Consider the following 23,229-nt stretch of genomic DNA (forward strand, 5'->3'; position numbering starts at 1 on the left):
GGGACATGGCCCGCGAAATCGTCCTTGATACTGAAACCACCGGCTTTGATCCCAAGACCGGCGACCGGTTGATCGAGGTGGGCTGTATCGAGATCGAGGATCTGCTGCCGACGGGCCGGACTTTTCACCGCTTCATCAACCCCGAACGGTTGATCCCGCCGGACGCCATCAAGGTGCACGGCATCACCGACGACAAGGTGAAGGACGCGCCCAAATTTCATGAGGTCGTCGATGACCTGATGGAGTTCCTGGGCGATGCGCCCCTGATCGCGCACAACGCCAACTTCGACCGCAACTTCATCGACTTCGAGATCGGCCGCATCGGCCGCAAGCCGCCGCCGCAGGACCGTTGGATCGACACCCTGGCCCTGGCCCAGAAGCGGTTCCCGGGCATGGCCAACTCGCTGGACGCCCTGTGCAAGCGCTACAAGATCAGCCTGGTCGAGCGCACCCTGCACGGCGCCCTGATCGACGCCCGCCTGCTGGCCGAGGTCTATCTGGAGCTGCGCGGCGGCAAGGAGCGGGCGCTGGACCTGACCTCGACGCGCGGCGGTCCTGCGGAGACCGCGGTGCGCGCCGCCTATGGCGCCCGGCCGCGCCCCCTGCCCTCCTTCGTCACGGCCGAGGAAGAGGCGGCCCACCTGGCCTTCCTCAAGTCGACGATCAAGGATTTCAGCCTGTGGGCGGCCTATGGCGTGACGGTCGAGGCCGAGGCTGAAGAAGCCGCTTGATCAGCGGATTCCGCCAGGACGGGCTTCATCAGAATATAGGTTCCGGGCCTGGTCCGGCGGGCGTCGATCTGGGGAACCAGGCGGCGGAAATGTTCGCTGGCGCAATGGGCGTCGAGCGCGGCCTGATCGGGCCATTCCTCGATGAAGATGAAGTGTCCCGGCTGGTTGTGATCCTCGAACAGATCATAGGCCAGGCACAGCGGCTCCCGCCGCGTCAGCCGCACCAGCTCGGCGTAGAGAGGCCGCACCGTCTCGATAAGTTCAGGCTTGATGAAATCCTCGGCGATGACCTTGAGCATCAACCCATCCCTGAAAAGAAAGGGGCGCCCCTTAGGACGCCCCTTCCACATAAAATGTCGCTCAAGCAGCAGGACGCCGCGCGTCCTGCGATAGTGACCCATCTTGTCGCTCAAGCAGCGAGGCGCCGCGCGCCTCGCGTTAGCGACCTCTTATCAAGCCTGGCCGGTTTCGGCCGGGGCGCCGGCGATCTGTTGCTGGCGGGCGATGTAGATGGCGGCGAAGTCGATCGGGTCGACCATGAAGGGCGGGTAGAAGCCCCCGTCGGCCGTCGCCTGAGCGATGATCTGGCGCGCGAAGGGGAAGAGGTAGCGCGGGCATTCGATCAGCAGCAGGGGCTCGATGTCCTGGGGCTGGACGCCCTGCAGGGCGAACAGGCCGCCGTAGAGCAGTTCCACGTGAAACACCGGCGACTTGTCGTCGGCCGTGGCCTTGATCGACAGCTTCAGGTCGACCTCGAACAGGCCGTCGGGGCGGCCCTGGGCGTTCATCTCGACGCCCATGTCGATGGCGGGCTTGCCGTCGATGCGCAGGCTGTCCGGCGCCTTGGGGTTCTCGAACGACAGGTCGCGGACGTATTGGGCCAGGATGCGGAAGCCGGGGCCTTGCGGTTGGCCGTCCTGCGGTTGGGCTTGGTCGGGCGTCTGGCCGTTGGCGTCGGCGGGCGGCGTGGCGTCGGTCATGGGTATGGAAACCGTCTTGCAGAAATGAGGCGTCCGGCTCGTTCGTCGAGCAGGCATGAGGGGCGGCGGTAGCATGGCGAGACCCTGTGTCGCAACGTCGAGACCGGCGTTCGCCCCCTGCTTCGCCTTGCGCCCGCCCGGATCGGCCCCTAATCACATTGTACGCCCAGCCTTTTCGCTTGGGAGGAGAGCCCGCCGGGCGCCCTCTGACGCGCGACAGGCGGCCTGACTAAATCGAGGAACCCACCGTGCCGGTGACCTTTCAGATCGTGATCTTCGCCGTTATCGCGGCGGTTCTGCTGTTCCAGCTCTATAATGTGCTGGGCAAGAAGGTCGGCCGTCAGCCCGAGGACAATCCGAAACCGATTGCGGTTCCGGCGGCGTTGGGCGGCGCGGCCGAGGCGCCCAAGGGGCCTGTCGCCGATCCGGCTTTGACGGCGGCGATCGCGGGGCTGAAGGCGCGTGATCCGAACTTCGACCCACACCGCTTTCTGGAGGGCGCGCGTCAGGCCTATGAGACCATTGTGGGCGCCTACGCCAAGGGCGACCGTGAGGCCCTGCGTCCCCTGTTGACCGACAAGGTCATGGGCTCGTTCGAGGCGGGCATCGCCGCCCGTGAGGCGCGCGGCGACGCCGAGAGCGCCGAACTGGTCCACGCCCCGCGCGCCGATCTGGAGCTGGCCACGGCCGAGGGCGACCGCGCCCTGGCCAAGGTGCGCTTCCTGGCCGAGGTACGCGGCTCCCTGACCCCGTCTGGCGGCGAGACCGTGACCGAAGAGCGCCGCACCGCCGAAATCTGGACCTTCGAACGGCGCCTGGGAGCGTCAGACCCCAACTGGGCCCTGGCCCGCGTCGAGCCGGCGACCGCCTGATGATCGCTCGGTCCGCGTCCCTCGATCAGACGGGCGCGGCCCGTCCCCTTAAGGCTCCGCTTTCATGGGCGGGCGTGGCGGCCCTGACCCTGCTGGCGGCGGCCTGCGCCTCCACGCCCCGGCCGATTCCGACCCCCGGCCCTACGCCGCCCGTCGACAGGCCGACGCCCCCGCCGGTTGCGGGCGAGCTCAACCTGGCGGCCCTGCCCGGCTGGGCCGAGGAAGACCATCTGGCGGCCCTGCGCGCCTATGCCGCCGGTTGCGGTCCGTCCCGCATCGCGATCCAGACCTGTCGCGACGCCAACGCCCTGGTCGCGCGCGCCAATCCCAGCGACGCCCGCGCCTTCCTCGAAAGCCGCTTCGCCGCGACCGAGGTCCGGACCGACGACGGCGGACGCGGCCTGCTGACAGCCTATTTCGCGCCTGAATACCCGGCCCGCCGCATGCCCGACGCCGAGTTCGACGCCCCTGTGCTCAGCCGTCCGGCCAATCTGTCCAGCGTCGGCGATCGCGCCGCCATCGAGGCCGGATCGGCCCAGTCGTCGGTTCTGGCCTGGATGAAGGCGGAGGATCTGTTCTTCCTGCAGATCCAGGGCTCGGGAACCCTGACCTTCCCCGACGGCGCCCGCCTGCGCGCCGCCTACGCCGCCGACAACGGGGCGAAGTTCGTGGGCATCGCCCGCCCCATGGCCGACGAAGGCCTGCTGCCGCGCGACGGCACGTCGGGCGAGGCCATCCGCGCCTGGCTGGCCGCCCATCGCGGGGCTGAGGCGCGCCGCGTGATGGCGCTGAACCCGCGCTATATCTTCTTCACCACCAAGCCCGATGACGGTGATGAGGCGACGGGCGCCGCGGGCGTCCCCCTGCCTGCCCGACGCTCGGTCGCGGTGGACCCCTCGCGCTGGACCTACGGCGAGGCGGCCTGGATCGAGGCGGACGGCGGCAATCTGCGCGGCGCCCGCGCCAGCTATCGCGGCCTGGTCATGACGCTGGACACCGGCTCGGCCATTCGCGGCCCGGTGCGCGCGGACCTCTACATCGGGCGGGGCGACGCGGCGGGGCATGAGGCGGGCGCGGTGCGCCACCCCCTGCGGATGTGGCGCCTTATCCCGCGCGGCTGAGGACGCCTATCGCTTCTTCAGACTGCCCAGTACGCCGCGCAGCAGTTCGCGGGTGATGGTCGATCCGGCGGTGCGCAGCACGGACTTGGTGAGGGCTTCGACCGGGGTCTGCCGGTTGGACGGCGCGCGGGGGCGAGGCGTGGCCGGAGCGCGTGGAGCCGGCGCCGAACGCGCGGCCTTTTGCGCGGCCTTGGCCTCTGCGGCGGCGGCGGCGGTTTCGGCCTCGATGCGATCGGCCTGGGCGCGGCGGGCCTTCAGCACCTCTTCGGCGGACTCGCGGTTGACGGCGGTGTCATAGACCCCGCGCACCGGGCTGGCGGTCATGGTCGCGGCGCGTTCAGCCTCGGTCGCCGGGCCGAGGCGCGAGTCGGGCGGACGGATCTTGGTCTGGGCCACCACGGTGGGGGCGCCCTTCTCATCCAGAGTTGAAACGAGCGCTTCGCCCACGCCCAGCGCCTGAATGGCCTCAGCGGTGTCGAAGGCGGGATTGGCGCGGAAACTCTGGGCGGCGGCGCGCAGACCCTTCTGTTCGGCGGGGGTATAGGCGCGCAGGGCGTGCTGCACCCGATTGCCCAGCTGGGCCAGGACGCTGTCGGGAATGTCGGCCGGGTTCTGGGTGACGAAATAGACGCCGACGCCCTTGGAGCGGATCAGGCGGACGACCTGCTCGACCTTCTCCAGCAGGCCCTTGGGCGCGTCGTTGAACAACAGGTGCGCCTCGTCGAAGAAGAAGACCAGGCGCGGCTTCTCCGGGTCGCCGATCTCGGGCAGCTGCTCGAACAGCTCGCTCAGCAGCCACAGCAGGAAGGCGGCGTACAGGCGCGGGCTGTTCATCAGCCGCGTGGCGTCCAGCACGTTCACCTGGCCACGGCCGTCCAGGGCGGTGCGCATCATGTCCTCAAGCCGCAGGGCCGGTTCGCCGAAGAAGGCCTTGCCCCCCTGCTGCTCAAGCTGAAGCAGGGCCCGCTGGATGGCGGCGATGGAGGTTGGCGAGACGTTGCCGACCTCGCGGCCGATGGTCTGGGCGTTCTCGCCGACATAGGCCAGCAGGGCGCGCAGGTCCTCCAGGTCCAGCAGCAGCAGACCTTCCTTGTCGGCGACGTGGAAGGCGACAGTCAGCACCCCCTCCTGCACGTCGTTCAGCTCCAGCATCCGGGCCAGCAGGGTCGGGCCGACGTCGGAAATGGTGGCGCGGATCGGATGGCCCTTCTGGCCGTACAGGTCCCAGAAGACGACGGGCGCCGCCTTGCCGTTCAGCGTTAGCCCCATCTTGCCGGCCCGCTCGGCGAACTTCTCAAGCCCGCCGTCCTGGCTGATGCCGGACAGGTCGCCCTTCACATCGGCGCAGAAGACCGGCACGCCCGCCTCGGAAAAGCCCTGGGCCATGATCTGCAGGGTTACGGTCTTGCCGGTGCCGGTGGCGCCCGCCACGACGCCGTGGCGATTGGCCCGGTTCAGCAGCAGCCGTTCAGGCGCGCCTTCAAAGGACTGGCCGAGAAACAGGGCGGGGGCGTCGGTCATGAAGCGGGTCTCCTGCGTGACAAGCCATGCTTAATCGACCGCGCCGCGGCTGCAAGGCGGAACCTCGGCGGTTTACAGCGATTGACGCGGGTTCAAGCCACGACGACAGTCCCGACATGAAGCTTCCGATCACCGTCACTCATTCTTCGCCAGCCTCCAATGCGGTGGTGTTGATCGCTGTCGTGGCGGCAGGAGCGGCCCTTTATTGGCTCAGGGACATCCTGACCCCCCTGGCCATGGCCATGTTCCTGATGATCATGATCGACGGGGTGAAGCGGGCCATCGAGCGCCGCACGCTGATCCCGCCGCGGTTCGCCGGCGCTGCGGCCCTGATCGTCGTGGTGCTGGGCTTCCTGCTGTCGATCTGGATCATCGTCGACGGGGCGGCGGGCTTCTTCACCGACGCCTCGGGCGTGGCGGGCAGCATCGGCCCGCGCATCGACCAGATCAGCCGCGACGTGTCGGGGCTGGTCGGAGTCAGCGATCCACCGACCTTTCACGACATGATCGCCGGCATCGACGTGCGCGGCTGGCTGACCAGCGCCGCCTTCCAGGTGCAGGGAGCGGCGACCGGCGCCTTCTTCGTCATGATCTACCTGGGCTTCCTGCTGGCGTCTCAGGCGGGCTTCCGCAAGAAGATGGTCGGCATGTTCCCCGAGCGCGGCCCGCGTCAGGAGGCGCTGGAGGTGTTTGAGCGCGTGCGCGGCGGGGTCGAGGGCTATCTGTGGGTCCAGGCTGTGACCGGGGCGATGATCTGCGCCGTCGCCTGGGTGCTGATGCGGGCTGTGGGGCTCCAGAACGCCGAGTTCTGGACCTTCGTCATCTTCATCGTCGGCTTTATTCCGGTGCTCGGCGGGGCGGTCGCAGGCTGCGCTCCGCCCCTGTTCGCCCTGGTGCAGTTCGAGAGCTACTGGCCGGCGGCGGTCCTGTTCGTCGGGCTTCAGGTGTTGCTGTTCCTGGTCGGCAATCTGGTGCAGCCGCGGATGCAGGGCGACAATCAGAACATCGACCCCATCGTCGTGCTGCTGGCCCTGGCCTTCTGGGGCAAGTTGTGGGGCGTGGCGGGGATGTTCCTGTCGACGCCTCTGGCCGTGATGGCCATGGCTATCCTGGCCGAGTTCAAGGGCTCGCGGTGGATCGCCGTCCTGTTGTCCGGCGATGGCGAGCCCTATGCCCGCAAGCCGGACAAGGCGCCGAAACCAAAGGGCGGTTCTTCCTGGCTCGGACGGATTTTGGGCCGCGACGTCCCGCCGCAGGATGGAAGCCTGAAATAATCCTTCAATTGTCCTTGAAAGGCCGCAATCGACGCCTATCTCATCCTCACACGACGCGGCCCTCCCCTCCCCCTCCCGGGCCGCGGCGTCTGAGGCCGGCGCTTCCCCTCCCCCTCCTGAGCGCCGGACCGAGCAGGCCGTCGGACATCGTTCGACGGCCTTGTTCGTTTTTGGGGCCAGTCTGACAGTCTGTCGCCGGGCCGGTTTCTGTCAGAAGACGGCGGAAATGGGGCTTTTGCTGCTGCGATGCGCGGGGCTGACGCGGAAAACCGTCCACAACTGGGCCTCTAGCGCCACATGGTGCGCTGCACACTGAAAATCCATGCATTTCGGGGCTCAAGCGGCCTAGCCGTTCTCGCCGGGCGCGCTAAGGTGCCGCAGTTTTCCCCAGCGGTTTTCCACCGCGCCGTTTGAGACTGTCGTCATGTCCGCTGCTTCGCGCATCGTTCCCGCCGTTCCCGCTGACCTGGGAGCGCTGGAAGCGGCCTATGCGCGGATTGCAGCGCCGCCGGGAGCGCCCGAAAAGGCGCTGCTGGCCCAGGCCTTCGACGACTACGCCGCCGATGAGACGCCTGAACTGGGCGGCGACGATCTGGCGATCCTGCTGGCCGGCGCCTGGCGCGGCGCCCAGGCCCGCAAGGCGGGCGAGCCTGCCCGCATCACCGTCGGTCCTCTGGTCGACGAACACGGCGTCAACACGGGCTATGATCAGGTCCTGATCCTGCAGGACGACGGCCCCTTCCTGGTCGACAGCGTGCTGGGCGAACTGGCTGAGGCGGGCGTCACCGTGCGCGCCCTGTTCCACCCGATCGTCGAGGTCGAGGCCGGACGCCGCGACTCCCTGATCATCGCCGTCATCGACCCCCTGCCGCAGGAGCGCCGCGACGCCCTGGGCGAAGGGCTGGCGGCCGCCCTGGCCGATGTCCGCGTCGCCGTGCGCGACCACGCCTCCATGCTGGAGGCGATGGGCGCCGAGATCGCTCGCCTGGAAGCCCATCCGCCGGTCGGCGTGGCGAGCGAGGTCCTGGCCGAAAACCTGGCCTTCTTGCGCTGGGTCAAGGACGATCATTTCGTCTTCCTGGGCGCGCGTCAGTACGACTATCCGCGCCGCGCCGACGGCGCCTATGAGGCCGAGGCGCCTCTGAGCCAGTCTACCGACGGTCTGGGCGTCCTCAGCGACCCCGAACGCCGTGTCCTGCGCCGCGCCAATGAGCCGGCCGTGCTGACCCCCGCCATGCAGGCCCAGTTGAACGAGAGCGAGCCGGTCACGGTGGCCAAGGGCAATATGCGCTCTCGCGTGCACCGCCGCGCCTATATGGACTACATCGGCGTCAAGCGTTTCGACGATCAGGGCCGGGCCGTGGGCGAGACCCGCTTCGTCGGCCTGTTCACCCATGAAGCCTATGACGTCATGGCGCATGAGGTGCCGCTGCTGCGCCGCAAGGTCGAGAACGCCCTGGCGCGCGCCGACAAGGCGCCGGGCAGCCACAACCACAAGCGCCTGCGCACCATCCTGGAAAACTATCCGCGCGACGAGCTGTTCCAGATCGGCGAGGACGAGCTGCTGGATACGGCGCTGGGCATCCTGCATCTGTATGACCGCCCGCGCATCCGCCTGTTCACGCGCCGTGATCCGTTCGACCGGTTCGTCTCGGTGCTGTGCTTCGTCCCGCGCGAACGCTACGACGCCGGTCTGCGCCAGCGTATCGGCGCCATCCTGGCCCAGGCCTGGGGCGGCCGGGTGTCGGCCGCTTATCCGCAGATGTCGGACCAGCCGCTGACCCGCGTCCACTACATCATCGGCGTGACGCCGGGCGAGCATCCGGTTCCCGACCTCAAGGCGCTGGAGGCCGAGGTGGCCGAGGCCGGCCGCAGCTGGATCGACCGCTTCGAGCGCGCCCTGCGCCAGGCCGGGGTGGACGAAGCCGCCGTCGGCCCGACCAGCGCCCGCTGGGCCGAGGGCTTCGGCGTCGCCTTCCGCGACCGCTATGACGCGGCCGAGGCCGTGGCAGATCTGGAGCAGTTCGACCGTCTGAACGACGGCTCGGCGGCCGATGGCGTCCATGCCGAGCCGGTGGCGGTGCGCGCCTTCCGTACGGCGGACGAGACCAAGCTGCAGTTCCGCTTCAAACTGTATCGTCGCGGCTCGGCCGTGCCGCTGTCGGACGTCCTGCCGATCCTGGCCGACATGGGCCTGAAGACGCTGGAGGAATCCGACCACGTGGTGCGCGCGATCGGCCAGGAGCCGATCTATATCCACGACTTCCTGCTGGAAGACCCGCACGGCGCCGACCTGGTCTTCGCCGATCTCAAGACCCCGTTCGAAGAGGCCTTCAAGGCCGTCTGGAACGGCCGCACCGAGAGCGACGGCTTCAACCGTCTGGTGCTGGAGCTGGGCGTCGACTGGCGCGAGGCGGCCCTGATCCGCACCCTGGCCCGCTATCGTCAGCAGACCGGTCTGGATCCGTCGCAGGCGGTGCAGGAAGCGGCCCTGCGCGAATATCCCGACGTGGCGCGCGCCATCCTGTCGCTGTTCAAGGCCAAGTTCGATCCGGCCCACGGCGGCTCGGTCGCCGAGCGTGAAGCGACCGTGGCCGAGCTGGACGCCAAGATCGAGACCCTGCTTCAGGACGTGAAGAGCCTGGATCACGACCGCGCCCTGCGCCGGATCGCCGGGCTGATCGACGGGATCAAGCGCACCAACTTCTATCAGGTCGACGCCGAGGGTCACCCGAAGGCGCACATCTCGATCAAGATCGCCGGTCAGGAACTGGCCGACCTGCCCCTGCCCAAGCCGTTCCGCGAAATCTTCGTCTGGGCGCCGCACATCGAGGGTTCGCACCTGCGCTTCGGCCCGGTGGCGCGCGGCGGCCTGCGTTGGTCGGATCGTCGCGACGATTTCCGCACCGAGGTCCTGGGTCTGGTGAAGGCCCAGCAGGTCAAGAACTCGGTCATCGTGCCGGTCGGCTCCAAGGGCGGCTTCTATCCCAAGCAGCTTCCGGTCGGCGGCACGCGCGAGGAAATGCAGGCCGAGGCCATTCGCGCCTATAAGACCTTCCTGTCGGGCATGCTGGACATCACCGACAACATCGTCGGCGACGCCGCCCCGGTGCGCCCGGCTGACGTCGTGGCCTGGGAAGGCGACGACCCCTATCTGGTCGTGGCCGCCGACAAGGGCACGGCGACCTTCTCGGACATCGCCAACAGCGTGAGCCAGTCCTATGGCTTCTGGCTGGACGACGCCTTCGCCTCGGGCGGCTCAGCCGGTTACGACCACAAGGAGATGGGCATCACCGCGCGCGGCGCCTGGGAAGCGGTCAAGCGTCACTTCCGCGAGGTCGGCAAGGATATCCAGACCGAGCCCTTCACCGTGGTCGGCGTCGGCGACATGTCCGGCGACGTCTTCGGCAACGGCATGCTGCTGTCCAAGGCGACCAAGGTCGTGGCCGCCTTCGATCACCGTGACATCTTCATCGACCCGAACCCGGATCCGGCCAGGTCGTGGGAAGAGCGCATGCGTCTGTTCGAGACCCCGCGCACTAGCTGGCAGGACTATGACAAGAGCCTGATCTCGGAAGGCGGCGGCGTCTTCTCGCGCTCGGCCAAGTCGATCACCCTGACCCCGCAGATCAAGGACCTGCTGGACATCGAGGCCGACACGGTGGACCCGGTCACCCTGATGCAGGCCATCCTCAAGGCCCGCGCCGAACTGCTCTACTTCGGCGGCATCGGCACCTACATCAAGGGGTCGGGCGAGACCAACCTGCAGGTCGGCGACAAGGCCAATGACGCCATCCGGATCAACGGCGGCGACATCCGCGCCCAGATCATCGGCGAAGGCGCCAACCTGGGCATGACCCAGTTGGGCCGCATAGAGGCCGCCCGCGCAGGCGTGCGGCTGAACACCGACGCCATCGACAACTCGGCCGGCGTGGACTCCTCCGACCAGGAGGTGAACATCAAGATCCTGCTGGGCGGCGCCATCGCCTCGGGCCATCTGAAGGCCGAAGACCGCAACGCCCTGCTGAAGTCGATGACCGACGAGGTGGCGGACAACGTCCTGCGCCACAACTACGACCAGACCCTGGCCCTGACCCTGCAACAGGCCGAAGGCGCCGCGGCGCTGGACGCCCAGCAGGCGTTTATGCAGCACCTGGTCTCGATCGGTAAGCTGAACCGGGCGGTGGAATACCTGCCCGACGACGCCCGCATGGCCGAGATGAAGCTGCAGGGCCAGGCCCTGTCGCGGCCGGAGCTGGCGGTCCTGACCGCCTATTCCAAGCTGGAGCTGTTCGATGAGATCGTCGCCTCGGCGGCGCCGGACGACGCCTTCTTCGAGCGGATGCTGGTCGACTACTTCCCGACCCCGCTGGCCCAGTTCGAAGAGGACATGAAGGGTCACCGCCTGCGTCGCGACATCATCGCCACCGTGCTGTCGAACGAGATCGTCAACATGGCCGGGCCGACCTTCCCCGACCGCCTGCGCGCGGCGGCGGAATGCGACACCGCCGCCATGGTCACGGCCTTCGAGACCGCGCGCCACGTCTTCCGCCTCGATGAGGCCTGGAAGGCGGTCGAGGCCCTGGACCTGAAGATCCCGGCGGAGGCCCAGACGGCCCTGTATCAGGAGATCGCCCTGGTCCTGCGTCGCCAGACCTTCTGGCTGGCGCGCCGCGCGGCCCGCACCGAGACGACGGTGGGCGGCATGATCGCCGCCTATCAGCCCGCCGCCGACGCCCTGCGCGCCGCCGGTCCGGACGTGCTGTCGCGTTACGAGCACGCCCGTTACGAGAGCCGGGTCCAGACCTTCATCGGCCTGGGCGCCCCCGAAGAGCTGGCCCGCGACATCGCCATGCTGCGTCCGATGGTGGCTACGGCCGACATCGGCGACCTGGCCGGCGAACTGGGTTGGGACGCTCCGGCGATGGCCCGCGTCTACCACCAGGTCGGCGCCGCCTTCGACTTCGACCGCCTGCGCGTGGCGGCCGGGTCCGTGCCGTCGGGCGATCACTTCGATCGCCTGGCCGTGCGTCGCCTGATCCAGGACCTGATGACCGAGCAGCAGCAGCTGGCCCGCGCCGTGGCCACCGCCTCGGCCCAGGCAGCCGGCGCCGGCGAGGACAGCGCGGAACAGGCGGTCGACGCCTGGATCGGCGCCCGCATGGATCAGGTGGAGGCCCTGCGCGGCTCGGTCGACGAGATCGAGACCTCGGGCTCCGGCTGGACCTTCGCCAAGCTGACCATCGCCAACGGCGCCATCCGCGAGGTGCTGGCTTCGGCTTCTTAAGCAAGGTGACGCCGGGCGAGAGCCCGGCGTCACGCGCTACGCTCGCGACGCGGTCGCTCGCTGCTTGAGCGCTTTTTGAGGCGCTATCGCTCGCCGCGCGGCGGCTTGCTGCTTGAGCGCTGTTTGTGCGCTATCGCTTGCCGCGCAGCGGCTCGCTGCTTGAGCGCATGAGGCGCTTGGACAGAGGCCGCGGCGGGGTGGACTGCAATCAGGGCCCGCTCGTTTCGTCGTCTGGCGAGGCGGGCGGGCCTTGGCGTTTGGGGCGGGGTCGGTTTAGGTGGCGCCTTGCTGTTCAGTGAACCGGAGGGCCCATGCCCAGGAAGTTCCTCGTCGTCGTAGACGACAGTCCCGAGCTGGGCGCCGCCCTGGCCTACGCCTCGCGGCGGGCGCGCTCGACCGGGGGCCATGTGGTGCTGCTGCGCGCCCTGCCCGGCGGATCGGACGAGCACTGGTCCGGCGTCCGTGATGAAATCCGCCGTCAGCAGCGCGAAGAGGCGGAAAGCCTGCTGACCCGGCTTGGCGAGAAGGTGGCCGAAACCTCGGGCGCCCCGCCCGTCTATCTGATTGAGGAGGGCGATCCCCAGGCCGCCATCCGCAAGGCTGTCGGCGACGACCCCGACATCAAGATCCTGATCCTGGCGGCCGGGGCCAATGGGCGCGGTCCCGGCCCGCTGATCTCGGCGGTGCTGAAACAGGGCGCGGCCTTCACCGGCCGCAAACTGCCCGTCACCATCGTGCCCGGCGAACTGACCGACGAAGAGATTCAGGACCTGGCCTGACCGTCATGAAAATCCGTCTGATCGCCGCCGCCCTTCTGTTGTCTCTGGCGGCGTTCGCGCCTGACGCCCGGGCGCAGTCGGGGGCGCGAAGCTATGCGGTCCAGGGCGACTGCGACGGCCGCCCGGCGACGCAGGTGCGGATGTCGCCGGGTTATTGTCTGGGGCTGGTCTGGCAGGGAGGCGGGCAGGACGGCCCGCGTATGCCGCGCGGCCTGATGCCGCTGGAGAACGGCGACTGGCTGGTCACCGATCTGGGCGCGTGGGAGGCGGGCAAGGGGGCGGTGTGGCGGCTGTCGTTCGCGGCGGACGGCGCGGCGCGCTGGCGACGGCTGGCGGGCGGGCTGTCCATGCCGCACACGGTGAAGCGCGGGCCGGACGGGCGCATCTATGTGTCCGAGATGAACCGCATCCTGACGCTGGACCCTGACGCCGCCGATGCGCAAGCGAGCGTCCGCACCGTCATCGGCGACCTGCCGGACAACCGGCTGCACGACAATCGCCACCCCCTGTCCAGCTTCGTCTTCGACGGGAACGGCGACCTGCTGGTCAATGTCGGGGCGCTCAGCGACCGCTGCCTCGACGCGGCGGGCAAGCCTAAGGTCGATGCGCGCGGCGCCTGCGTCGAGGACGCCGCGACGGCGCAGGTGCGGCGCCACGCCTATCTGGGGAACGGCCGCTGGGCTGAGGACAGCAGCGTCTTCGCCTCAGGCTTGAGGAACTCCATCGCCCTGGTGCGGCACCCGTCGGGCACGGTGCTTCAGGCCGAGAACTCGGTCGATCTGGAGACGCCGGATCATCCCTATGACGAGATCAACGTCCTGACGCAGGGGCGCCATTACGGCTGGCCCTATTGCGTCGATCTGGTCACGCCCCTGCCGGGCTGGCCTGCGCGTCAGGCGCGCTGCAATGAGCGCGAGAAGCCGATCGCCCTGCTGCCCCCGCACGCGGCGCCGCTGGATCTGATCTACTATGAGGGGGCGATGTTCCCTGAGCTTCAGGGGCGGCTGCTGATGACCTGGCACGGTTTTCGCCGGACAGCGGGCCGTATCGTGGCGGTCGAGACGGACGAGGCGGGACGGCCCCTGACCGATATCGGCGGGCGTTACGCCATCTATCCGCGCGGCGCCCTGCCCTACCCCGCTGGCGCGCCCAGCGTGAACGGCAAGGTGCTGACGCCGGGCTGGGACAGGATCGCCGGCCGCCACCCGCGCGGCTCTCCCGTGACGATGGCGACGGCGCCGGACGGCTCCATCTGGGTCACGGATGACAGAAGCCGGGCGATCCTGAGAATCGCCCGGCCCCGGTAGGCTTGGGTTTTAAGAGGGCGGCTCAGCCCTTCTGGCCGTCCCGCTTGGCCAGGACGCGCAGGCGCAGGGCGTTCAGCTTGATGAACCCTTCCGCGTCCTTGTGGTCATAGGCCTGAACGCCTTCCTCGAAGGTCACCAGATCCTGATCGTACAGGCTGTTGGGGCTCTCGCGGCCGATGATGGTGACGTTGCCCTTGTAGAGCTTGACGCGAACCACGCCCGAGACCTTCTGCTGGCTGTGGTCGATGGCGGCCTGCAGCATCTCGCGCTCCGGGCTGAACCAGAAGCCGTTGTAGATGAGCGAGGCGTATTTCGGCATCAGCTCGTCCTTCAGGTGCATGGCGCCGCGATCCAGCGTGATCGATTCCATGCCGCGGTGGGCGGCCAGCATGATCGTGCCGCCGGGGGTCTCATAGACGCCGCGCGACTTCATGCCGATGAAGCGGTTCTCGACCATGTCCAGACGGCCGACGCCGTTGTCGTGGCCCAGCTGGTTCAGCTTCGTCAGCAGGGCGGCGGGCGACAGAGCCTCGCCGTCGATGGCGACCGGATCGCCCTTTTCATAGGCGATGGTGATGATGGTCGGGGTGTCCGGCGCGTCTTCCGGCGCGATGGTGCGCTGGTGCACGAACTCGGGCGCCTCGACGGCCGGGTCTTCCAGCACCTTGCCCTCGGACGAGGAGTGCAGAAGGTTGGCGTCCACCGAGAAGGGGGCCTCGCCGCGCTTGTCCTTGGAGATCGGGATCTGGTGCTTCTCGGCGAAGTCCAGCAGGGCCTCGCGGGACTTGAAGTCCCATTCGCGCCACGGGGCGACGACGCGGATGTCGGGCTCCAGCGCATAATAGCCCAGCTCGAAGCGGACCTGATCGTTGCCCTTGCCGGTGGCCCCGTGACAGACGGCGTCGGCGCCGACCATGCGGGCGATCTCGATCTGGCGCTTTGAGATCAGCGGACGCGCGATCGAGGTGCCCAGCAGATACTGGCCTTCATAGACGGTGTTGGCGCGGAACATCGGGAAGACGAAGTCGCGCACGAACTCTTCGCGTAGGTCGTCGATGAAGATATTCTCGGGCTTGATGCCCAGCTTCAGCGCCTTTTCCTTGGCGGGGGCCAGCTCCTCGCCCTGCCCCAGATCGGCGGTAAAGGTCACCACCTCGGCGTTATATTCCGTCTGCAGCCACTTCAGGATGATCGACGTGTCCAGCCCGCCCGAATAGGCGAGGACGACTTTCTTGGGGGCGGGCTTGCTCATCGGTCGGGAATTCCTTTCAACAGGATGCGTATCGGCGCATTCGGCGCGCTTAAAGGACCAGACGCGCCGTGATGCAAGGGCATGATTGCGGCGCCGCGCCTCGAACTGCCGCTCTAAGCAGAAAGGGCGCCGCGAGCCAGCCCGCAACGCCCTTATTTCAGGCTGTTTTTTCAGCCGTTTAGCAAGTTCAGGCGGCCAGGGCTTTGAGCGCGTCCACCAGGTCGGTCTTTTCCCACGAGAAGCCGCCGTCGGCGTCCGGCGTCCGGCCGAAGTGGCCATAGGCGGCGCTGCGGCGATAGATGGGCTTGTTCAGGCCCAGATGCTCGCGGATGGCGCGCGGCGAGGCGCCGCCGATCAGCTTGGGCAGTTCGCGCTCCAGCACCGCCTCGTCGATCTTGCCCGTGCCGTGCAGGTCGACGTGGACCGACAGGGGCTTGGACACGCCGATGGCGTAGCTGATCTGGATGGTGCAGCGGTCTGCCAGACCCGCCGCGACGACGTTCTTGGCCAGGTAGCGGCAGGCATAGGCGGCCGAGCGGTCCACCTTGGTCGGGTCCTTGCCCGAGAAGGCGCCGCCGCCGTGCGGGGCCGCCCCGCCGTAGGTGTCGACGATGATCTTGCGCCCGGTCAGGCCCGCGTCGCCGTCCGGCCCGCCGATGACGAAGGTGCCGGTCGGATTGATGTGCCACTCGGTCTCGGCGGTGATGAAGCCGTCCGGCAGCACCTGTTCGACATAGGGCTTCACGATGGCTGCGACCTGATCCTGGCTCAGGTTCGCCTTGTGCTGGGTCGAGACGACGATGGAGGCCGCGCGCACCGGACGGCCGTTTTCGTAGTGCAGGGTCACCTGGCTCTTGGCGTCGGGCTCGAGGCCCGGCTCCTTGCCCGAGTGGCGGGCTTCGGCCAGGGCTTTCAGGATGTTGTGGCTGTAGGCCAGGGTGGCCGGCATCAGTTCAGGCGTCTCGTTCGAGGCGTAGCCGAACATGATGCCCTGATCGCCTGCGCCCTCGTCCTTGTCTTCGCCGGCGTCGACGCCCTGGGCGATGTGGGCCGACTGTGGGTGCAGGTGGTTCTGGAACTCCAGCGTCCGCCAGTGGAAGCCGTCCTGCTCATAGCCGATGTCGCGCACGACGCCGCGCACCGTATCTTCGATTTCCTGTTCGACGCCGGGGGCCCAATTGCCCTCCGTGTCCATGATGCCTTCGCCGCGGATCTCGCCGGCCAGCACCACCAGATTGGTCGTCGTCAGGGTTTCACAGGCCACCCGCGCCTCGGGGTCCTTGGACAGAAACAGGTCGACGATGGCGTCCGAAATCTGATCGGCGACCTTGTCAGGGTGGCCTTCCGAAACGCTCTCGGAGGTGAAGAGGAACGACGAACGGGCCAAGGCAGGCTCCTGGGGTGAGGGCAGGTCCGCCAGACATATAAAGATATGCTTATACCTGCAAGGCGACTTTAGCCTGTCGGATCGGCCTGTTCCAATCATCCTGAGGCTGACCTGGGATTTCGCAAGCGCACGCTTGCTATTGCGCTGCAGCATTTCATGTGGCAGCAAAATCCGCTCTTCCTTAGGAAGTAGACCTGTTCCGCCTTTGGGGCCGGGTTTATGCCTATACATTTGGAATAATCATGCCGAATCCAAACATCCTAGACGCGGCCTTGACCCGTCTCGACGAGGCCGCCCGCCACGTGCAGATCGATAGCGATGTGCTGGAGAAGCTGAAATATCCGCGCGAGACCATGAAGGTCCGATTGCTGATCCGTATGGACGACGGGTCGCGCAAATCCTTCCTGGCGTGGCGTTGCCGCTATGACGACACGCGCGGTCCGACCAAGGGCGGCATTCGTTTTCATCCCGACTCAACGGTCGAGGAGGTCGAGACCCTGGCCTTCTGGATGACGGTGAAGTGCGCCGTGACCAATCTGCCCTACGGCGGCGGCAAGGGGGCGGTGCAGGTCGACCCCAAGAGTCTGTCCAAGGCCGAGCTGGAACGGCTGTCGCGCGCCTATGTCCAGGCTTTCGCGGGCATCATCGGCCCGGATCGCGATATTCCGGCCCCCGACGTCTACACCAACGCCATGATCATGGGCTGGATGGCCGATGAGTACGCCTCCATCCAAGGGCAGGCGGCGCCCGCCGTCATCACGGGCAAGCCGATCGCCCTGGGCGGCTCGGTCGGGCGTGAGGACGCCACGGCGCGCGGCGGCTTTTACCTGACCTGTCATCTGACCGAGCGGCTGGGCCTGCCGACCGAAGGCCTGCGCGTGGCGGTTCAGGGCTTCGGCAATGCGGGCCAGCACGTGGCGCGCCTGTTCCGCAGCATCGGCGCCAAGATCGTCGCCGTGTCGGACTCGGGCGGCGCCGTTCATGCGGCCTCCGGCCTCGACGTGGACGCCCTGCTGGCGGCCAAGGCGGCTGGTCATTCGGTGGTTCAGGCTGAACACGGCGGCAAGGTCATTTCGCCGGATGAACTGATCGCTGTCGAATGCGATGTCCTGGCGCCCTCGGCGATGGAGGACATGATCCACGACGGCAACGCGGGCTCGGTCCGGGCCAAGGTCGTGCTGGAACTGGCCAACGGCCCGATCACGCCCGAGGGCGACCGCATTCTGGCCGAAAAGGGCGTGATCGTCCTGCCGGACATCCTGGCCAACGCCGGCGGCGTGACGGTGTCCTATTTCGAATGGGTCCAGAACCGCCAGGGCTATTACTGGACGCTGGACGAGGTGCAGTCGCGGCTCAAGTCCATCATCGAGACTGAGGGCGATGCGGTATGGTCCATCGCTGAGGACAAGGGCGTCACCTTGCGAACAGCGGCCTATATCCACGCGCTTGGCCGTCTGGCGGGCGCGATCGAGGCGCACGGCACCCAGCAGTTCTTCACCAGCTAGATAGTATCGTCGACCCTCAGACTTCGCCAAAGCGTCGCATTTCCAACGGCTTCTCCGTCATCTTCCTTCGGCAAGAGGGCGGCGAGCCATGGTTGGGGCCACGCGATGGATGTCTTCTACTGCCTGATCCACACGCCGGAGGCGATCACGCCCGAGCTGTGCGTGCTGCCCGGCGCCACCGAGGTCGAGGCCGTGCGCGGCCTGACCGAGGTTGCGCGCGACTGGCCCCGTCTCGAACGCATCGACCTGTATCGCGGCAATCACGAGGTCCGCAGCTTCGCGCCCAGCGACCTCGCCCCGGCCTGCCTCGTCCGCACCCTCGCAGCGTGATGTGCAGGCATGCGCCTGCGCTGTTCATCTAGCGTACGTTTCGACCTGAAACGCCGCCAGCAGCGTCGTTCACGTCTTTCTAGAATGGATGAACGGTCCAGGCGGCGCCTGCGAAGCAAGACACGCTCAGAAAGATGAGGAAGATCTCAAAGGGCGACAGCCTCCAGATAGAGGGCGCGTGACGGGCTTTTGCGGACATGGCGGCCTCATGGTTTCCAGAATAATCCTGAGTCCCGCCCCGGTTGCGCCCCTGACGGATAGCGGTTGGCCCTAGAGGCTGCGCCAATGCGCATCTGTCGGTTGGTCTTTTGTTCCCAAGGGCTCCATCCGCGACCCTTGCAGTGATGTCGGCCCCAGCCCCCCTCAACCGGCGCGCGGACATTGATCGGAACCCTGTCGCCGCGTCTCCGCCGCTCCGATCAGGCCAGATCGCGTATGCGCATGACGCCGCTGCTGCTGGTCTGGACCTCAAACCGTCCGGTCCCGCGAATGAGATCGGACAGTTTGGGGTAGCCGTATGTTCGCTGGTCGAAATCCGGGTAGGCGTTGCGGAGACGGTTGCCGAGACCGCCCACGGCGACCCACCCGTCTCCATCCTCGTCCATATCCGCGATCACGGTCGCGATCAGTCGCGCAGCTTCCGCCGGCCTCCGCTTGCTGTCGCTGGAGCGGCGCACGGTTTTCGATGGATCGACATCCCCGTCGCCGGGAAGGCTCAGATTTTCAGTATAGATGAAGCGAGTGCAGGCCTGACGGAAACTCTCGGGAGTCTTCTGTTCTCCGAATCCATAGACGTCGACGCCCTCTTCGCGAATGCGCGATGCAAGGCGGGTGAAATCAGCGTCCGACGAGACCAGGCAAAAACCGTCGAACCGGCCGGAATGCAGGAGATCCATGGCGTCGATGACCAGCGCGATGTCGCCCGAGTTCTTGCCCTTGGTGTTGGCGAAATTCTGCTGGGGCTGGATGGCGAACCGCGCGAGCACCTTCGTCCAGCCAGCAATCTGAGGACTGGCGAAATCGCCGTAGATGCGTCGCGCCGATGCTTCGCCTAAAGCGGCGATCTCGGTGAATAAGGCTTCAGCGATTTTCGGAGAGGCGTTTTCAGCGTCGATCAGCACAGCCAGCCGGGGAGCCCGGCCTTCAATCGCCATGGGGGGTATCCGCCTTTGCCTTGGAGCGCGGCTTCGCGTCGTCTGCCGCCCGTCGGGCGGAGAGGTGATCTGGCAAACGCGACGGCGGAGGCGCGTTCAAAGCCTCGGCGACGCCTGAGAGGAAACGGAGCCGCCGTTGGGCCGCCAGCGCTGGATCGTCCCCATAACGCATCGCGCGGCCGTCGACACGGCCCGCCTCGTCTCGAACTCGACGGACCAGGGCGGCGAGATGCCCCTTGCTTTTGCGGTCATCCATGACGACTGCATGGATCCGGGCCTCGGTCAGTCGTCGTTGCAAAGCAGCGTCAACATCCTGGCCCAGACCCGATCTCACGGCCATCTGGACAAAGTCCTGCGCGTACAGGCGCACGAAACTCTCTTCGATCATCCAGGGTCTTTCGAAAACGACGGCAAGGCCGTCTGGTGTCCTGACACAGGCGAGGTCGCCTTTCTTCTGGGCGCGCGGGCTGTCTTCACCGCAGCCGGTTTGGGACCAGCGGCGCGCCTGGCGGCCTCGGCGTCAATAAGCGGAAGAATGTCGGATGCAGCCGCGATCTGGGGCGGCAGACCATGCAGAACCAACCGTTGCGCATTGACGCGCAGAGCCGACAGATCCGTATCGCTCATTAAGGGAAGTTTCTCAGCCAGAGGCGACACAGGCGCCTCCTTCCGCCAGAGGCTCGGGGCGACGCGTCAAGCGCCACCCCTTCAACTGGTTGAAGCCGATCTCGACTCTGACTTCATCCCCCAGGACACTGGTCTTTAGCGGTCGATTAAGGCTGGGAAGAACGGTGATGGTATGGCCGTTTTCCAACCGGACCCGACGCGCTCCCAGCGGAAGCAGGCCAGTCACGACCCCGTCGAAGGCGATCCTGCCATCACGAAAAGTGACGATGTCGCCTCTAGGCCGCCACCACAAGGCGGGCTGCGGATTCCTTACCGCTGCGGGAGTCCAGTTCGACCTCGAAGTCGAGCTTCTGCCCCTCATTGAGAGAGGAAAACTCGGAGGCTTCTACCGCGGAAGCGTGCACGAAGACGTCCTTGCCTCCATCGTCAGGCGCGATAAAGCCGTAACCCTTGGTTGAATTATACCATTTTACTGTGCCGGTAGCCATTTTCAGACCTCCTATAGCGTTGGCGGCAGAGAGAGCCTCTGAAGCCTGTCGGGTCTGGATGGGATCGGCTTTTGAACCTCTATGCGTCGTGCAGAAAAGGGCAGCAGCGTTACGCAAGAAGATCGACATGTTTGATGTGGGGACGGATCACCATCAACGCAAGGTCGGGACGATAATAATCGAAACAGGCTCACGATGAGGGCCCGCCGTTGACCAGCGGGCCTCGAATTATTTTGACTGCTTTGATCCGACGGCTGCCTTGTCGACCAAGTTCTTCACGCTTGGATTGGAAACATTGGTCTTAGGTTTGGCCTTCTTCGGCTTTCCTTTGGATTCTTTCATCGTTCTTGGCCTCTCATGTGCCCGGAGACCCTAACAGGCCAAGCCCCGGCAAATGAGGCCGCAACCCGCTATCCGCGGAATATGACCGTCCTCGCCCTAGACGCGCTCCAGATACCGAAACGACCGCAGGACAGCAGCGTCGACGCCTGCATGATGGCGTGAGGATATCCACGCAACTCCCAAGCGGAAGCGCCTTCCGGCTTATCCCGGCCGGGCGTCAAAGCTAGCGGTGCTCTGGAAAGGTGGTGCCGCTTAGGTGACTCGAACACCTGACCCCCTCATTACGAAGACGAGGTCAACGCTACGTCCATGTACGGTCAGGTTCGGAAAATTCTTTCTAATCAAAGTGGTTATCGTTTCCGTCTACGGTGGTTTACGGCCTAGTTCGTCCCGCTACCGGTTCCGCTGCTTCCATATTGCTTCCACGGAAGCGTCAGAATAAGCGGGCTCCATAAGGAGTTACCGATGACCAAAAGAAAAGGTGTCCGACTAACCAAAACCAAGATCGATCAGGCCCCGCTTGGTGCGACGGTCTGGGACTCTGAGGTTCGTGGCTTTGGCGTGCGCACAACGCCTTCCGGAGTCCGTGCGTACATCCTTCAGTATCGCACCCATATGGGGGAACAGGGCAAGCTGACGTTGGGACGCTTCCCGACGATGACGGTAGATGAAGCCCGAAAGCTCGCGAGGGAGCATCGGGTAGCCATCGACAAGGGCGGTAACCCTAGCCGCGAACGCCGAGAAAGTCGCGAAAGCCCTACGTTGGCAGACTACGCGACCAACTACTGTGAGGTCTATGGACCGCAGAAAGGTCTGAAGCCGAACACTCTCAAGGAGGCGTCTCGCGTCCTCGCTTGGTACGCTCTCCCTCGCTACGGACGTAGAAAGATCGCCGAGCTGTCGAGCGCCGACGTGAGGGCCATGATCGGCGCTGCCCGGGAAAAATCTGGCGCTGGACAGGCAAATCGTTTGCGGGCCGTCCTAAGCAAGATTTTCAATCTGGCGATCGCCGATGACATACGCACCAGCAATCCCTGCAAAGGGGTTGAGAAATGTCCAGAGAATGCCCGGTGGGAATATCTTCCCCCTGAACACGTTCGTCGGCTTCTGAACGCATGTGATGCCTATCACGATCAAGAAGGGGCCAATGCGATCCGGATTTTGCTCTTCACGGGTGCCAGGAAGAGCGAGGTGCTGCGCGCGGAATGGTCTCAGTTCGACCTCGAAAAGGGATACTGGAACAAGCCATCGTCGCATACGAAAGTGAAACGCTTGCACCGTTTAGCGCTCGCGCCCGAGACGGTTGCGATCCTGCGCAATATGTACGCTGCGCGGCGATCAAGCTTCGTGTTTCCTGGAGTTGATGGCTGCAAGCCGAGGCATGACATTAAGCGTCCTTGGAAGGCGATCCTCGAGTCCGCTGGTGTAGGGCATTATAGGGTGCATGACCTTCGTCGAACGACGGCAAGCTTCATGCTGTCTACCCAGTCCGACCTAGCAACCGTGGGTAAGGCGCTGGGCCACACACAGGCGCAGACGACCATGCGTTACGCGACCCTCTTCCAGTCCGTTCAAAGAGATGGGTCGGAACGAGCCGTACAAGCGATGCTGCGCGACTGAACGCGTGGGGAAAACCGAAGTCTCAGGAATACAAGTGCCTATAGGACCGGGGTCCTCATCGTTCTCCGGACCGGATAGGCTGAACCCTTATACAAGGGGTAAGGGTTCGATGATGCCTCCAGAGCTTGTTCGGAAGCCTATACCAATCCGAACAAATCAACCCTCAAAAAACGGCTTCCCTAAAGGTTTGATCCGCCCGACATCGCCAAATGCCCGCCACGCCGAGAATTCTGTAAAGCGGGTGTATAAGGCAAGCTTCGGCTCAACCTAACAAATCATATACGCGACGTTCGGATGCCTTCGCGGTTATCCGGAGCCGACGTCGAGGTGATTGCGTCTAGCGATCCTTCGAAGGCCCGTTACTGGTTAGCGGGTAAGGGTTCTCTTTCTTATGATGGACGATTTTTTGCTTCAGGTCTGATGGACCACACACATACCCCCAGTGGAGTCAGAAAACTAAGCCCCGAAAGGAGCGATCCCTCCGCCTTCGTGGGCCGCGCCATCAAGCGCGCAAAGTTCTCAGGCGGCGCTAAGGCTGAAGCGGGGTATCGACGGGTGGCGTTAGACGCCGCAGTGGCGAGCAAGCATCCGCGTGGTCGGTCGGAAAAGTCGAGGGCGGCATGGCGCAACGATCCCCTCAGGGATGAAGAAA

The 23,229-nt window shown here is 66.0% G+C and carries 18 protein-coding genes; 10 read left to right on the forward strand and 8 right to left on the reverse strand.

Annotated features, from left to right (window positions below; all coding sequences use genetic code 11):
- Positions 1 to 5 precede the first annotated feature (5 nt).
- The gene (dnaQ, locus tag D1604_RS10150; RefSeq protein WP_119413184.1) at positions 6 to 731 is read left to right on the forward strand and encodes a DNA polymerase III subunit epsilon; all 726 of its coding nucleotides are present in this window, start codon (positions 6 to 8) and stop codon (positions 729 to 731) included.
- Here dnaQ and D1604_RS10155 read toward each other — a convergent pair.
- Entirely contained in the window at positions 689 to 1,030 is a 342-nt protein-coding gene (locus D1604_RS10155; RefSeq protein WP_119413185.1) for a putative quinol monooxygenase, read from the reverse strand. The two genes, dnaQ and D1604_RS10155, sit on opposite strands and share 43 nt — an antisense overlap.
- A gap of 153 nt (positions 1,031 to 1,183) precedes the next feature.
- Complete coding sequence (gene secB, locus D1604_RS10160; protein WP_119413186.1) at positions 1,184 to 1,711, reverse strand: protein-export chaperone SecB; 528 nt, start codon at positions 1,709 to 1,711, stop codon at positions 1,184 to 1,186.
- A 254-nt stretch (positions 1,712 to 1,965) separates the two neighbouring features.
- On the opposite strand from secB, the gene timA reads away from it, so the two are divergent.
- Positions 1,966 to 2,583: a TIM44-related membrane protein TimA gene (gene timA, locus D1604_RS10165; protein ID WP_119413303.1), complete on the forward strand. Its 618-nt coding sequence runs from the start codon at positions 1,966 to 1,968 to the stop codon at positions 2,581 to 2,583.
- A complete protein-coding gene (locus D1604_RS10170; protein WP_119413187.1) occupies positions 2,583 to 3,704 on the forward strand; it encodes an MltA domain-containing protein in 1,122 nt (373 codons plus the stop codon). The genes timA and D1604_RS10170 overlap by 1 nt, the downstream gene beginning before the upstream one ends.
- A gap of 6 nt (positions 3,705 to 3,710) precedes the next feature.
- Here D1604_RS10170 and D1604_RS10175 read toward each other — a convergent pair whose 3' ends face one another.
- Positions 3,711 to 5,225: a helicase HerA-like domain-containing protein gene (locus D1604_RS10175; protein WP_119413188.1), complete on the reverse strand. Its 1,515-nt coding sequence runs from the start codon at positions 5,223 to 5,225 to the stop codon at positions 3,711 to 3,713.
- A gap of 116 nt (positions 5,226 to 5,341) precedes the next feature.
- Here D1604_RS10175 and D1604_RS10180 point away from each other — a divergent pair, with 116 nt between their 5' ends.
- From D1604_RS10180 to D1604_RS10195, 4 genes are all read left to right on the forward strand, one after another.
- Positions 5,342 to 6,499 carry an AI-2E family transporter gene (locus tag D1604_RS10180; protein ID WP_119413189.1) on the forward strand — a complete coding sequence of 386 codons (1,158 nt, stop codon included), beginning with the start codon at positions 5,342 to 5,344 and terminating at the stop codon, positions 6,497 to 6,499.
- Positions 6,500 to 6,923: 424 nt separating this feature from the next.
- Positions 6,924 to 11,786, forward strand: coding sequence for an NAD-glutamate dehydrogenase (locus tag D1604_RS10185; RefSeq protein ID WP_119413190.1), 4,863 nt, complete (start codon positions 6,924 to 6,926; stop codon positions 11,784 to 11,786).
- 311 nt (positions 11,787 to 12,097) lie between these two features.
- Positions 12,098 to 12,565, forward strand: a complete 468-nt coding sequence (locus tag D1604_RS10190) for a universal stress protein (RefSeq protein WP_024354341.1) — start codon at positions 12,098 to 12,100, stop codon at positions 12,563 to 12,565.
- Between the two features lie 5 nt (positions 12,566 to 12,570).
- Positions 12,571 to 13,872 carry a PQQ-dependent sugar dehydrogenase gene (locus tag D1604_RS10195; RefSeq protein WP_119413191.1) on the forward strand — a complete coding sequence of 434 codons (1,302 nt, stop codon included), beginning with the start codon at positions 12,571 to 12,573 and terminating at the stop codon, positions 13,870 to 13,872.
- 22 nt (positions 13,873 to 13,894) lie between these two features.
- Here D1604_RS10195 and D1604_RS10200 read toward each other — a convergent pair whose 3' ends face one another.
- Together D1604_RS10200 and metK are read right to left on the reverse strand one after the other, a co-directional pair.
- Positions 13,895 to 15,124: an argininosuccinate synthase gene (locus D1604_RS10200; RefSeq protein ID WP_119413192.1), complete on the reverse strand. Its 1,230-nt coding sequence runs from the start codon at positions 15,122 to 15,124 to the stop codon at positions 13,895 to 13,897.
- Positions 15,125 to 15,311: 187 nt separating this feature from the next.
- The gene (gene metK / locus D1604_RS10205; protein ID WP_119413193.1) at positions 15,312 to 16,511 is read right to left on the reverse strand and encodes a methionine adenosyltransferase; all 1,200 of its coding nucleotides are present in this window, start codon (positions 16,509 to 16,511) and stop codon (positions 15,312 to 15,314) included.
- Between the two features lie 272 nt (positions 16,512 to 16,783).
- On the opposite strand from metK, the gene D1604_RS10210 reads away from it, so the two are divergent.
- Complete coding sequence (locus D1604_RS10210) at positions 16,784 to 18,016, forward strand: Glu/Leu/Phe/Val family dehydrogenase (protein ID WP_233552032.1); 1,233 nt, start codon at positions 16,784 to 16,786, stop codon at positions 18,014 to 18,016.
- A gap of 105 nt (positions 18,017 to 18,121) precedes the next feature.
- Positions 18,122 to 18,346: a hypothetical protein gene (locus tag D1604_RS10215; RefSeq protein ID WP_024354336.1), complete on the forward strand. Its 225-nt coding sequence runs from the start codon at positions 18,122 to 18,124 to the stop codon at positions 18,344 to 18,346.
- A gap of 419 nt (positions 18,347 to 18,765) precedes the next feature.
- Here D1604_RS10215 and D1604_RS10220 read toward each other — a convergent pair whose 3' ends face one another.
- The 3 genes from D1604_RS10220 to D1604_RS10235 form a co-directional block, all read right to left on the reverse strand.
- On the reverse strand, positions 18,766 to 19,500 hold the full coding sequence (locus D1604_RS10220) for an NYN domain-containing protein (protein ID WP_119413195.1): 735 nt from the start codon (positions 19,498 to 19,500) through the stop codon (positions 18,766 to 18,768).
- A complete protein-coding gene (locus D1604_RS10225; protein WP_119413196.1) occupies positions 19,490 to 19,888 on the reverse strand; it encodes a hypothetical protein in 399 nt (132 codons plus the stop codon). Before D1604_RS10225 ends, D1604_RS10220 begins: the two co-directional genes overlap by 11 nt.
- A gap of 514 nt (positions 19,889 to 20,402) precedes the next feature.
- Complete coding sequence (locus D1604_RS10235) at positions 20,403 to 20,615, reverse strand: cold-shock protein (RefSeq protein WP_024354331.1); 213 nt, start codon at positions 20,613 to 20,615, stop codon at positions 20,403 to 20,405.
- A gap of 807 nt (positions 20,616 to 21,422) precedes the next feature.
- Between D1604_RS10235 and D1604_RS10240 the strand changes: the two genes are divergently transcribed.
- Complete coding sequence (locus D1604_RS10240; RefSeq protein WP_119413197.1) at positions 21,423 to 22,577, forward strand: tyrosine-type recombinase/integrase; 1,155 nt, start codon at positions 21,423 to 21,425, stop codon at positions 22,575 to 22,577.
- The last annotated feature ends 652 nt before the right edge of the window (positions 22,578 to 23,229 follow it).

The sequence above is a fragment of the Brevundimonas sp. LPMIX5 genome, from assembly GCF_003576505.1.
GTDB classification, from domain to species: Bacteria; Pseudomonadota; Alphaproteobacteria; order Caulobacterales; family Caulobacteraceae; genus Brevundimonas; species Brevundimonas naejangsanensis.